The 12,019-nt window shown below is 61.3% G+C and carries 9 protein-coding genes, 1 pseudogene and 2 riboswitches; of the genes and pseudogenes, 7 read left to right on the forward strand and 3 right to left on the reverse strand.

Annotated elements, in window-relative coordinates:
- Positions 1-3 precede the first annotated feature (3 nt).
- Positions 4-201, reverse strand: a complete 198-nt coding sequence (locus ACZ0AZ_RS21320; RefSeq protein ID WP_039758617.1) for a CbtB domain-containing protein — start codon at positions 199-201, stop codon at positions 4-6.
- Between the two features lie 119 nt (positions 202-320).
- Positions 321-542, reverse strand: a riboswitch (cobalamin riboswitch).
- A gap of 84 nt (positions 543-626) precedes the next feature.
- A riboswitch (cobalamin riboswitch) is annotated at positions 627-838 on the forward strand.
- A gap of 90 nt (positions 839-928) precedes the next feature.
- Between ACZ0AZ_RS21320 and cobW the strand changes: the two genes are divergently transcribed.
- The 5 genes and pseudogenes from cobW to ACZ0AZ_RS21345 all read left to right on the forward strand — a co-directional run bounded on the left by cobW (position 929) and on the right by ACZ0AZ_RS21345 (position 9,585).
- The gene (cobW, locus tag ACZ0AZ_RS21325) at positions 929-1,999 is read left to right on the forward strand and encodes a cobalamin biosynthesis protein CobW (RefSeq protein ID WP_129998574.1); all 1,071 of its coding nucleotides are present in this window, start codon (positions 929-931) and stop codon (positions 1,997-1,999) included.
- Positions 2,000-2,002: 3 nt separating this feature from the next.
- Positions 2,003-5,851, forward strand: a complete 3,849-nt coding sequence (gene cobN / locus ACZ0AZ_RS21330; protein WP_463538077.1) for a cobaltochelatase subunit CobN — start codon at positions 2,003-2,005, stop codon at positions 5,849-5,851.
- 142 nt (positions 5,852-5,993) lie between these two features.
- Positions 5,994-7,003, forward strand: a pseudogene (locus ACZ0AZ_RS21335) (ATP-binding protein).
- Positions 6,976-7,668, forward strand: coding sequence for a vWA domain-containing protein (locus ACZ0AZ_RS21340; RefSeq protein WP_310405262.1), 693 nt, complete (start codon positions 6,976-6,978; stop codon positions 7,666-7,668). The pseudogene ACZ0AZ_RS21335 and the gene ACZ0AZ_RS21340 overlap by 28 nt, the downstream one beginning before the upstream one ends.
- 357 nt (positions 7,669-8,025) lie before the next feature.
- A complete protein-coding gene (locus ACZ0AZ_RS21345) occupies positions 8,026-9,585 on the forward strand; it encodes a TerC family protein (protein WP_463538078.1) in 1,560 nt (519 codons plus the stop codon).
- 31 nt (positions 9,586-9,616) lie between these two features.
- Here the strand turns inward: ACZ0AZ_RS21345 and ACZ0AZ_RS21350 are convergent, their stop codons facing one another.
- Together ACZ0AZ_RS21350 and ACZ0AZ_RS21355 are read right to left on the reverse strand one after the other, a co-directional pair.
- Positions 9,617-10,693 (reverse strand): GGDEF domain-containing protein, encoded by a 1,077-nt coding sequence (locus tag ACZ0AZ_RS21350; protein WP_463538079.1) that lies wholly within the window; start codon positions 10,691-10,693, stop codon positions 9,617-9,619.
- Positions 10,694-10,807: 114 nt separating this feature from the next.
- Positions 10,808-11,239 (reverse strand): thioredoxin family protein, encoded by a 432-nt coding sequence (locus tag ACZ0AZ_RS21355; RefSeq protein WP_129998580.1) that lies wholly within the window; start codon positions 11,237-11,239, stop codon positions 10,808-10,810.
- A gap of 248 nt (positions 11,240-11,487) precedes the next feature.
- On the opposite strand from ACZ0AZ_RS21355, the gene ACZ0AZ_RS21360 reads away from it, so the two are divergent.
- Both ACZ0AZ_RS21360 and ACZ0AZ_RS21365 read left to right on the forward strand, forming a co-directional pair.
- Positions 11,488-11,736: a type II toxin-antitoxin system Phd/YefM family antitoxin gene (locus tag ACZ0AZ_RS21360; RefSeq protein ID WP_039758605.1), complete on the forward strand. Its 249-nt coding sequence runs from the start codon at positions 11,488-11,490 to the stop codon at positions 11,734-11,736.
- Positions 11,726-12,007, forward strand: a complete 282-nt coding sequence (locus ACZ0AZ_RS21365) for a type II toxin-antitoxin system RelE family toxin (protein ID WP_039758603.1) — start codon at positions 11,726-11,728, stop codon at positions 12,005-12,007. Before ACZ0AZ_RS21360 ends, ACZ0AZ_RS21365 begins: the two co-directional genes overlap by 11 nt.
- Positions 12,008-12,019 lie beyond the last annotated feature (12 nt).

A 12,019-nucleotide genomic window follows, 5' to 3' on the forward strand; every position in this document is an offset into this window, starting at 1 on the left:
GTCTCAGTGGCACGGAAACGCGGCGCTGTGGCGGGTATCGTGGGCGGCGTTGTGCACCGCTTCGATATGCGAAAAACCGGCGAAATACACAAGGCCCGCGCCGAGAATCGAGGCGAAGGCTGCGGCGATCAGGCGTTGGCTGAGGGGGGTGGTGCTGGCGATTTTGTCCGTGTTGCTGGCGGTGCTGCTGATGATCGACATGGCGCTTCCCTATGGAGTGTCAGGGGCAGTCGAACGCATGCGGACCCTGCGTGACGGACGCGCAGAGGTACGAACAGCGCCCGCCCACCGCGGGTTTGTTATGTCCAGTGACGCCGATTGCGCACTGTGTGTTGCGGGCCGGTCTCCGGGCTCGCGAGGGGTTGGCGCCTGGCCGACCTGCAAGCGTCACCTTCCCATGCCGGGTCGGCACAGTGGTTTTGACGCTTCGCTCGCTTACCGTTGCGGGGGCAGCACCGGACTGACATGGCTCTGAGTAAAGCACATGATTCACCGGTTTCCCGTTTCACCCTGTGAAGGGCACCCGTAACAAGGCGTACAGGAGAGCATGTGGGTGGGTTTGAGTCAATTTCGGGCGGTAGTGAATATCCACGAAACCTAAGCATTGACCCATCACCAAGCCATGCGTAGCCTTGCGCCTTCGAGGTTCTTCGGCATCTGTCGAAGCTAAGAAGGGAACGCGGTCAAAGCCGCGGCTGCCCCCGCAACTGTGAACGGTGATGTTCGCTGCCACGCCACTGCCAGCTCGGTCCACGAGCCCGCGGGAAGGCGCAGCGAATGCCAGGCCCGGCGCCTGAACACTGTCAGCCAGGAGACCTGCCTCTCACTTTCAACCGGGCGGGGTGATCCGGTGGCGAATACTTCCGGCGCGCCTGCGCGTGGCCGGTTCTCGTCCCGTATGCCCGCCGCTTTGCCAAAGGGCATACCGATGAAAACACTGGCCAAACTCCCCGTCACCATCGTCACCGGTTTCCTCGGTTCGGGCAAAACCACCTTGCTGCGGCACATGCTCGACAATGCTCTGGGCCGGCGCATTGCGGTGATCGTCAACGAGTTTGGCGAGCTGGGCATCGACGGCGAAATCCTCAAGCAGTGCACCATCGGTTGCACCGAAGAAGAAGCCAGCGGCCGCGTTTACGAACTGGCCAACGGCTGCCTGTGCTGCACCGTGCAGGAAGAATTCTTCCCGGTGATGCGCGAACTGGTCGCGCGTCGCGGCGATCTCGATCACATCCTCATCGAAACCTCGGGCCTGGCCCTGCCAAAACCGTTGGTGCAAGCCTTCCAGTGGCCGGAAATCCGCAGCGCCTGCACCGTTGATGCGGTAATCACCGTGGTCGACAGCCCGGCCGTAGCCGCCGGCACCTTTGCCGCGTTCCCGGATCAGGTCGATGCCCAGCGCAAGCTTGACCCGAACCTCGATCACGAGTCACCGCTGCACGAACTGTTCGCCGACCAACTGGCCAGCGCCGATCTGGTGATCCTCAATAAAGCCGACCAGACCAGTCCGGAAGATCTGGCGCGTGTGCGTCTGGAAGTCGCCGAAGAGCTGCCACCTGCGGTAAAAATCATTGAAGCGAGCAGCGGCCGTCTGCCGCTGGACGTGCTGATCGGCCTCGGCGCCGGTTCCGAAGAGCACATCGACAGCCGACACAGTCACCACGACCATCACCACGACGGTGATGACGATCACGATGACCACGATCACGACGCCTTCGACTCGATCTCCATCGAACTGCCGCAAGCCGACGAAAGCCTGCTGCTCGACGCACTGACGCAGTTGGTCGTGCAACACGGCATCCTGCGCGTGAAAGGCTTCGCCGCGATTCCGAACAAGCCGATGCGCCTGCTGATTCAAGGCGTGGGTACGCGGTTCGACAAGCATTTCGACCGTCAGTGGAGCGCCGACGAAGCGCGCGTGACGCGTCTGGTGTTGATCGGCCAGGAATTGGATGCCGCGCAACTCGAAGCGCAACTGCGCGCCGCGCTCAGCGTTTAAGCCATGCACCTGCTCAGGACCCAGCCCGGCGGATTCGTCTCGGACGACAACATTGCCGATCTCGGACAAACCCCCGCCGAGCTGGTGATCCTGTGCAGCGGCGATTCCAGCCTGGCGCTGCTCGCCGAGGCTGCGCAGCAACTGCCCGAAGACTACCCGAGCCTGCGTCTGGCCAACCCGATGCAGGTGCAGAATCATGCCTCGGTCGACCTGTACGTCGACGAAGTGCTGCGCCACGCCAAGGTCATTCTGATCTCGCTGCATGGCGGTATTGCCTATTGGCGCTATGGCGTCGAGCGGCTGGTCGAGTTGTCGGAGCGCGGCGTGCAACTGATCCTGGTGCCCGGCGATGACCGCCCGGATCCGGAGTTGAGCGACTTGAGCACGGTCAGCGCCGAAGTCCGCGATCGACTCTGGCAATTTCTGCGTCAAGGCGGCATGGGCAATGCGCTGGATTTCTTCCATTGCCTGGGCAACCAATGGTTCGCCCGCGATTACCCGTGGAGCGAGCCGCAAACCCTGCCGCGCACGGCGATTTATCACCCACAGAAAAACAGCGCTGCCCTGAGCGATTGGCAAGCCGAATGGCGACCCGATCAACCCGTGGCGGCGCTGTTGTTTTATCGCTCGCATTTGCAGGCGGCGAACACGGCGTTCATCGATGTGTTCTGTCAGCGTTTGCAGGCAGCCGGGCTCAATCCGCTGCCGATCGCGGTGGCCAGTCTGAAAGAACCCGGCTGCCTGTCGGTGGTTGAGGACTGGCTGGATGAAGTCGAGGCGGGGGTGATTCTCAACACCACCGGTTTTGCCCAGTCCAGCCCCGAAGCGCCGCATCTGCGCCCGTTCCGCCGCAACATCCCGGTGATTCAAGCGATCTGCGCTCAGGACAACGAACCCGGCTGGCGCGACAGCGAGCAAGGCCTTGGGCCGCGCGATCTGGCGATGCACATTGCTTTGCCGGAGCTTGACGGGCGCATCATCAGCCGACCGATCAGCTTCAAGGATCTGGCCTGGCGCAGCGAGCGAAGTCAGTCCGATGTGGTCTGCTACCGCGCTCAGCCCGAACGCATGGATTTCGTCGCCGAACTGGCGCGGCGTTGGGTTGCTTTGGCACGCGTGCCGAACGGCGAAAAACGCATCGCGCTGATCCTTGCCAACTACCCGACCCGGGACGGCCGCATCGGCAACGGTGTGGGCCTCGATACGCCGGCGGCGGCGCTGAACATCCTGCGGGCATTGCGTGCCGAAGGTTATCCCATCACAGCTGAGTTGCCCGACAGCGGCACCGAGCTGATCCAGCAACTGCTCGGCGGTGTCAGCAATGACCTCGACAGCCTCGATCTGCGTCCCTGTCAGCAGAGCCTGGCGATGGACGATTACCTGGCAATGTTCAACGCGCTGCCGGAGGCAAATCGCGCGGCGGTGGTCGAACGTTGGGGATCACCACACAACGATCCGATGTGCCGCGACGGCCGCCTGATGATTGCGGGTCTGCGTTTCGGTCTGACCTTTGTCGGCATTCAGCCGGCGCGCGGTTATCAGGTCGATCCGAGCGCGGTGTATCACGACCCGGATCTGGTTCCGCCGCACGGCTATCTGGCGTTCTATTTCTGGTTGCGCAACACCTACGGCGCTCACGGCGTGATCCACGTCGGCAAGCACGGCAATCTCGAATGGTTGCCGGGCAAAGGGGTTGGCCTTTCGGAGAATTGCTGGCCGGACGCGCTGCTCGGGCCGCTGCCGAATATCTATCCGTTCATCGTCAACGACCCCGGCGAGGGCGCTCAGGCGAAGCGGCGTACCCAAGCGGTGATCATCGACCACCTGATGCCGCCGCTGACCCGCGCCGAAACCTACGGGCCGCTGCGCAATCTGGAGTTGCTCGCCGACGAATATTACGAGGCGCAACTGCTCGATCCGCGCCGCGCCCGTGAGCTACAGCGCGACATTCTGCAATTGGTGCGAGACACGCAGATCGACCGTGAACTGCAACTGGATGCTGCGCTGGACAGCGACGCCGATGCGGCGATCTGGTTGCCGCGTCTGGATACTTATCTGTGCGATCTGAAGGAATCGCAGATTCGCGATGGGTTGCACATATTTGGCGAATCGCCGAGCGGGCGCTTGCGTATCGACACGTTGCTGGCGCTGCTGCGCATCCCGCGCGGAGACGGCAAGGGCGCGCAGTCGAGCTTGTTGCGAGCGTTGGCCAAGGCGTTTGAGCTCGGTTTTGATCCGCTGGATTGCGCGTTGGCCGATCCCTGGAGCGGCCGGCGGCCGACCGAGTTGCAGACCATCAGCGAAGAAGTCTGGCGCACCGCCGGCGACACCCGCGAGCGCCTCGAACTCTTCGCTGCAGACCTGATCTCCCAAACACTACAAAATCCCTGTAGGAGTGAGCCTGCTCGCGAAGGCCTCGGGTCCGGCAATTCAGTTTTGAATGACACACCGCTTTCGCGAGCAGGCTCGCTCCCACAGGGGCCAGGGTGGTCTGATGTGAATGAGATCATCCAGTCCCTGCGCGAAGTCGTCGCCCCGCGCCTCGATGCTTGCGGGCCGGCTGAAATGCGCGGTCTGCTCGACGCCCTCAGCGGTCGTTTCGTCCCCGCCGGCCCCAGCGGCGCGCCCAGCCGTGGCCGCCTCGACGTGCTGCCCACCGGGCGCAACTTTTACTCGGTCGACGTGCGCAATCTGCCCACAACTACCGCGTGGCGCATCGGGTTCCAGTCGGCAACGCTGATTCTCGAACGGCATCTGCAGGACCACGGCGATCACTTGCGCCAACTCGGCTTGTCCGTGTGGGGCACCGCAACCATGCGCACCGGCGGCGACGACATCGCCCAGGCCATGGCGCTGATGGGCGTGCGTCCGGTCTGGGCCACGGGCAGTCAGCGCGTGGATGACTTCGAAATTCTGCCGCTGAGTCTGCTCGATCGCCCGCGTGTTGACGTGACGCTGCGGGTTTCGGGGTTTTTCCGTGATGCGTTTGCCAATCTCATCCGCCTGTTCGACGCCGCCGTGCAAGCGGTGGCCGCGCTGGACGAGCCTGACGACTTGAACCCACTGGCCGCCAAAGTGCGCGCTGAACGTGAAGCGCTGCTGCAAGCGGGCATTGATGAGAACACCGCGCGGCGTCAGGCCGGGTGGCGCATCTTTGGCGCGAAACCGGGGGCGTACGGCGCGGGAGTGCAAGGCGCTATCGACGGGCGCCTGTGGCAGACCCGCGAAGACCTCGCCGGGGTTTATCTGAATTGGGGTGCCTACGCGTACGGCGGCGCTGACGAAGGTACCGCCGCCCGCGAGCAATTCAGTCAGCGCTTGAGCCAGGTGCAGGCAGTGCTGCAAAACCAGGACAATCGCGAGCATGATTTGCTCGATTCCAATGATTATTACCAGTTCCAGGGCGGCATGCTCGCGGCGGTGGAGAGCCTGCGTGGCGAGGCGGCAGCCAGTTATCACGGCGATCACAGCCAGCCGGATCTGCCGAAGATTCGTACCTTGAAAGAAGAGCTGAACCGCGTGGTGCGCTCGCGCGCGGCCAACCCGAAGTGGATCGACGGAGTCAAGCGTCACGGCTACAAAGGCGCGTTCGAACTGGCGGCGACGGTTGATAATCTGTTCGCCTTCGATGCGACGACGCAGCTGATCGACGACCATCAATATGCGTTGCTGGCGGATGCGTACTTGCTTGACCCGGCGACCCGGGATTTTGTCCGTGAGCATAATCCCCATGCACTGCGCGACATGACTGAGCGCATGCTTGAGGCGCAGCAGCGCGGGATGTGGCAGGAGCCGGGAGCGTATAAAGAGGCGCTGGAAAACCTCCTGCTGGACATAGAAGAAGACACCTGACACAACGCGATCCCCTGTAGGAGTGAGCCTGCTCGCGATAGCGATAGTTCAGCAAATCCATAAGTTGACTGATACACCGCCATCGCGAGCAGGCTCACTCCTACAGTTGAAACAATTCACCGACCATGACCGAGTACCCAAAATGACCGACACCCCACATTTCCCGCTCTCCGCCGTGGTCGGCGCCGATGACTTGAAGCTCGCCCTGTGCCTGACCGCCATTGACCCGAAAATCGGCGGCGTACTCATCGAAGGGCCGCGCGGCATGGCCAAGTCGACATTGGCCCGGGGCCTGGCGGATCTGCTCGCCAGTGGCCAGTTCGTCACTTTGCCGTTGGGCGCAACTGAAGAACGCCTGGTCGGCACCCTCGATCTCGACGCTGCCCTGAGCGACGGGCGCGCGCAATTCTCCCCGGAGTATTGGCCAAGGCTGACGGTGGCGTGCTGTACGTCGATGAAGTCAATCTGCTGCCCGATCACCTGGTGGACCTGTTGCTCGATGTCGCCGCCAGCGGCACCAACCTGATCGAGCGTGACGGCATTTCCCACCGGCATTCGGCGAGGTTCGTCCTGATCGGCACCATGAATCCGGAAGAGGGCGAATTGCGGCCGCAACTGCTTGACCGTTTCGGCTTGAATGTCGCCCTCAGCGGGCACACCGCGCCCGCCGAGCGCGGCCAGATCATTCGTCGGCGGCTGGATTTCGACAGCGATCCACAAGGGTTCTGCGCGCAATGGAAAAGCCAGCAGCAGATTTTGCGTTCGCGTTGTGAAAGCGCCCGCGAGCGCTTGGCAGCCATCCCGCTGGATGATGCGGCACTGGCGCTGATTACCGAGCGTTGCTTTGCCGCTGGCGTCGATGGCCTGCGCGCCGATCTGGTGTGGTTGCGCGCAGCGCGCGCCCATGCCGCGTGGCGGGGGGCCGATGCGATTGCGCAAGAGGATATCGACGCGGTGGCCGAATTTGCCCTGCGCCATCGCCGTCGCGAGCAGCCCTTGGCTGGCGCGGAGCCACAAGCGCAATCTCCGTCAGCCGCAGACAGCAAACCCAGCGAAGGGCAGGGCCAGTGGGGCGAGATGCCGGCAACGGCGCAAGCCACCGGTGCCCGCCGCGAAGTTCCGAGCTGGCCGCCGCTGGCAAAAAAGCCCTAGGCATTCGCCCCCGATCCGACGCGGGGGCGAATGCCAGACCCCGTGCCGGACAACTCGACAATGGCCGCCAGGGCCAGCGGAATGGGGCCGGCAGCGGATCGGTGAACTGGCCGGGCACGCTCCTCAATGGCCGCCCCCGGCGCCGCGCCGATCTGCTGTTCCAGCAACGCACCCGCTCACCCCATGAGATCTGGCTGGTGATCATCGATGCGTCGGCTTCGACTCGTCGCCATCAGGCCTTGAGCGATGCCAAGGGCCTGCTCGCGGAACTGTTCGACGACGCTTACCGCCAGCGGGCGCGGCTGGCTTTGCTGACGGCCAGTGGCACCGCGCCGAAATGGCAGGTGCAAGGATTGAAGGCCTCAAGCGGCCTGAGTGTCTGGCTCGACGGCCTCGGCGCCGGTGGCGGCACGCCGTTGCTCGCGGCGCTGGCGCAGGCGCAGCAGTGGCTGACAGTGCGGCGCAAGCGCTTTCCCGCCGAACGGCAGCGCTGCCTGATCGTGACCGATGGTCGCCTGAAGGACGTGTCTGGGTTGCCCGTGCTGGCGTGCCCCGGATTGCTCATCGACATTGAGCGCGGGCCGATTCGCCTGGGCCGAGCGAAAGAACTGGCGACCGCGCTGCAAGCGCAGTATCAGCATATCGATGAGCTGGGTTTACGCTGAAATCCGCTGCGCCGCTCAAACCCTGTGGGAGCGAGCTTGCTCGCGAAGGCGTCTTCAGCAGCGCTGAAAATCTCCGGTCGAGTTCATTCATACAGATTTTGAAATGATTTGCCGCTGTGGAACGGGCCGGTCGACCCTGTACGCTCCAAGGCCATTTTGCATTCAGGATTTACATGAACACCCTCTCGGAGCCTCCCAGTCAGCATTCTCCAGCGCGCCTTCGCGCGGTCTTGATCCATTCGCAGCATCCCGTCTTCCGACTCCCGACTATGGTTGATAACGCGGCTCTTGAGCCTTCGCGTTGCACTTCGCCGTGTCCGGCAGCCTGAATTCACCGAAGAGAGATCGAGACGTTTTATGGAATGGTTAGCGGATCCCACGGCCTGGTTAGGCCTGTTGACTCTGATCGTGCTGGAACTGGTACTGGGTATCGACAACCTGGTGTTCATCGCAATTCTTGCCGACAAACTGCCGCCGCATCAGCGTGATCGTGCGCGGATCATCGGCCTTTCGCTGGCGTTGATCATGCGTCTGGGCCTGTTGGCGAGCATTTCCTGGCTGGTCACGCTCACACAGCCGTTGTTCGAGGTGTTCGACAAGAGTTTCTCCGGGCGTGATCTGATCATGCTGTTCGGTGGTGTGTTCCTGTTGTTCAAGGCGACGATGGAGTTGCATGAACGCCTCGAAGGCCATGTTGGCGAGCGCTCGACCAACACAACCTACGCGCTGTTCTGGCCGATCGTGGCGCAAATCGTGGTGCTCGACGCCGTGTTCTCCCTTGATGCGGTGATCACCGCCGTGGGCATGGTCGATGAACTGGCGGTGATGATGATCGCGGTGATCATTTCCATCGGACTGATGATCGTCGCCAGCAAACCGCTGACCCGCTTCGTCAACGCGCATCCGACCGTGATCATGCTGTGTCTGGGCTTCCTGATGATGATCGGTTTTGCCCTGACCGCAGAAGGTCTGGGCTTCCATATCCCGAAAGGTTACCTGTACGCGGCCATCGGTTTTTCGATCCTCATCGAGGTGTTCAACCAGATCGCCCGGGCTCGGCGCAAACGTTCGATGCAGGGCGTGCGCCCGATGCGCGAGCGCACAGCCCATGCGGTGATGCGTCTGCTCGGTGGCCGCAAGCTGGCGGCGGAGGAGGTTGGCGAGGAAATCTCCGACCTGCTGGACAACGGTGAAGCGCCGGTGACCGAGCTGTTCGACCGTCGTGAGCGGGTGATGATCAGCGGTGTGCTGCAACTGGCGGAACGGCCGATCCGCAACCTGATGACGGTGCGCGCCGACGTTGACCTGATTGATCTTGCCGATGATGCCGAAACCATTCGTACGAAGTTGATGCATTCGTCGTACTCGCGCTTGCCGTTGATTCGCGATGGTGCGGTGGATGAGCCGTTGGGCTTCGTACACAAGAAAGAACTGCTCAAGGAATATCTGGCCGGAAACGAGCCGAGCCTTGAGCATCTGGCGCGCAAGGCGATCAATCTGCTCGACAGTTATTCGATCCTCAATGCGCTGGAGCAAATGCGCGCGGCATCGACGCACATCGCCTTCGTGGTCAACGAATTCGGCGATTTTGTCGGCGTACTGACCATGACCGACATCCTCGAATCGATCGCCGGCGAGTTACCCGACGCCAGCGAAATCGAAGGCCCGGACGTGGTCGAAGAGCGCGGCGGGTTTCTGGTCAGCGGCGCGCTGCCCTTGGCTCGCGTTCGCCAGCGTACCGGCTTCGATGCCGAGCCGACCGAGGATTATCAGACCATGGCCGGGTTGGTCATGAGCCTGCTGGATCGGTTGCCGATGACCGGTGATCGACTGGAGTACGAGGGCTGGCAATTGACCGTCAAAGCGGTTGAAGAGCGGCGCGTGACGCGGGTGTTGCTGGAGCGTGAGGTGGCTTGAGCATCCAACAGTTGGCCCGCCGCCGCGCTTTTTATTGATGAAACGTGAAGCGGTCCTTGCCCGTATGCTTTGATGCGTACAACGCCGCATCCGCCTTGATCAGCGCCTGATTCAACGAGTCACCTTCGGCCACCCGGGTAATGCCGATGCTGATGGTGACCGGGTGCTGGGTGGGGTGTTCACGCACTGACTGGCACAGCTGCGTGGCAAGGCTTTCTACATCCTCGCGCCGCACTCCCGCCAGATAGATCGCGAACTCCTCACCGCCCATACGCGCGTAGTCAAACGCAATCATCACTGCCTTGATATCGGCAGCGACGCGAATGAGCACCTCATCACCGATGTCATGCCCGTAGGTGTCGTTGACCTTCTTGAAGTTGTCGATGTCGATCATCATCAGGTAATGATCGCGCTCGCGCGGGCTTGCCAGCAGCCGTTGCCCTGCGTGGGTCATGAACGAGCGTCGGTTGGGAATTTGCGTCAGCGGGTCGTTGTAGGCCTGATCCAGCAGCAACCGCGACATCAGGTAGTTGTTCAGCTTGGCCTCACGGAACTTCAAAAAGGTGTACACCGTGAGTGCGCAGAGGAACACGCTGTAGCAGGCAGTCAGAACGCCGCGCAGTTCAGTGATTTCGGTAGTGGTGGCGAGAAACGGGTTGAGGATCACCCAGATCACACCTTGCACCGCGAAGAACGCCCAGCGCCGCAGCGGCAGTACCGACACGCTGTACAACATGCTCGCTGCGGCCAGCACCAGCCACAAGCTGTGCGAATCAGGCGCGAGGCCGTCGCCGATCATTCGCACACCGACGGTCAATCCCAAAACCAGCAGCAAGGTGAGCACATCGAAATGGCTAGCCCTGCGCGTAAAACCGAGCACCACCGTCAATAGCGCGAAACCAGCGAGAAACGCCATCGAGCGCCACGTGAAGCCTTGGCCGCCGAGAAAACTGACGATCAGATCAAACAGCAGCCACATGAACACACTGACCACGTAGATCAACAGGCTGAACGGTTTGAGCCGTTCGAACTCGCGCTGGAGAAACTCTTCCCTCAACTCGTTAGACGCGGTTTCCTTCAATGCTTGCGCTTCAATGGTTTCGAACATGCTTATCCTGCTGTCTGCGCAAATGTGGCAACCACCCGAACCGGCGGGCGGCGCGCAATGTGTTCGCTCAACAGCAAAGCAGGCAGACAGCGGGTTGTCCAATCCCGGTCGGGTTCAGCGCAGAAGCCGGTGGCGCGAACCAGTGACGGTGCGCAATGACTTGAGTGTTCGCCTCAGCCATGCCAGATCATGGTGAGGTTTGCGTGGCGTTGCGGGAGCCTTTGTCCTGCCGACATGCCGGGCCATATCCCTCGCCAGGGTTTCCTCGGTGCCGATACCTTTGAGCTTTTTCAGCAGCCTGCCGTTTTTATAGAACAGCACTGTCGGCGTGCCCGTGACATTCGGGTGCCTGGGCGATTGGCTGGTGTTGAGCATATAGATGTTGGCGCGCAATCGGTAAGGCTCGGCAATCTGCCGAAAGACCGGCCCGGCCCATTCGCAGGCGGGGCAGTGTTCATTGGCGAAATACAGAATGACCGGACGCCAGGTTTTCAGGGCTTTGCGGTAAACCGGGTCCAGCGCGGAAGTTGTGGTTGTGGCGTTCATCGAAGGGTCCTTTTCAACGAGCGGGTAGGCACCTTTGACGTTAAAGGAGCAGGGTGTCGCGGTCTACTGTCAGAAATTACAGGTGGGCTGCGTAAACACGAGATTTATCCCACAAGAACGCCAGATAGACCTGACAACCAATGCGGGAACCTCACATGAAACCGCGTGGTAACCTCAATGCATTGCGCCGAGCATCACTTGGAGTGCTATTTTGAGCACTAATCAGAGCACTTCAAGAGGCACAGTTCATGACGCACATTGTTCTTTCTCACGTCGTAGCGAGTATTTCCGAATTGAAAAAAAACCCTATGGGTACAGTGGCAGCTGGTGGAGGCCGGTCTGTGGCGATCCTTAATCGAAACGAACCGGCCTTCTACTGTGTTCCTGCCAAGGAATATGAAGCAATGATGGAGCGCCTGGAGGATCTGGAACTGATCGCCCTTTGCAAGGAGCGAGAAAACGATCCGACCATCAAGGTATCCATTGATGACCTATGAACTGGAATTTTCTGAAAAGGCTTGGAAGGAGTGGCGAAAGCTTGGGTCGGAGCTCAGAGAGCAGTTCAAAAACAAACTTGTTGAAAGGCTGGCAAATCCCCACGTTCCGGCGGCTCGTCTGAAAGGATTGAGTAACGCCTATAAAATCAAGCTTCGAAGCGCTGGATATCGGTTGGTCTATCGGGTCAGGGACGAGGTACTGGTCGTTACGGTGATAGCGGTTGGGAAACGGCAGGGTGGTGATGTGTACAGGCAGGCACTCAAACGCTGACACAGGTATTGC

The organism is Pseudomonas sp. AC239, from assembly GCF_979258545.1.

Coding starts and splice junctions, on each gene's coding strand:
- cobN (WP_463538077.1), top strand. CDS start 2,003: ATGCACCTGCTCAGGACCCAGCCCGGCGGATTCGTCTCGGACGACAAC.
- ACZ0AZ_RS21345 (WP_463538078.1), top strand. CDS start 8,026: ATGGAATGGTTAGCGGATCCCACGGCCTGGTTAGGCCTGTTGACTCTG.
- ACZ0AZ_RS21320 (WP_039758617.1), bottom strand. CDS start 201: ATGTCGATCATCAGCAGCACCGCCAGCAACACGGACAAAATCGCCAGC.
- ACZ0AZ_RS21365 (WP_039758603.1), top strand. CDS start 11,726: ATGACCTATGAACTGGAATTTTCTGAAAAGGCTTGGAAGGAGTGGCGA.
- cobW (WP_129998574.1), top strand. CDS start 929: ATGAAAACACTGGCCAAACTCCCCGTCACCATCGTCACCGGTTTCCTC.
- ACZ0AZ_RS21355 (WP_129998580.1), bottom strand. CDS start 11,239: ATGAACGCCACAACCACAACTTCCGCGCTGGACCCGGTTTACCGCAAA.
- ACZ0AZ_RS21360 (WP_039758605.1), top strand. CDS start 11,488: ATGACGCACATTGTTCTTTCTCACGTCGTAGCGAGTATTTCCGAATTG.
- ACZ0AZ_RS21350 (WP_463538079.1), bottom strand. CDS start 10,693: ATGTTCGAAACCATTGAAGCGCAAGCATTGAAGGAAACCGCGTCTAAC.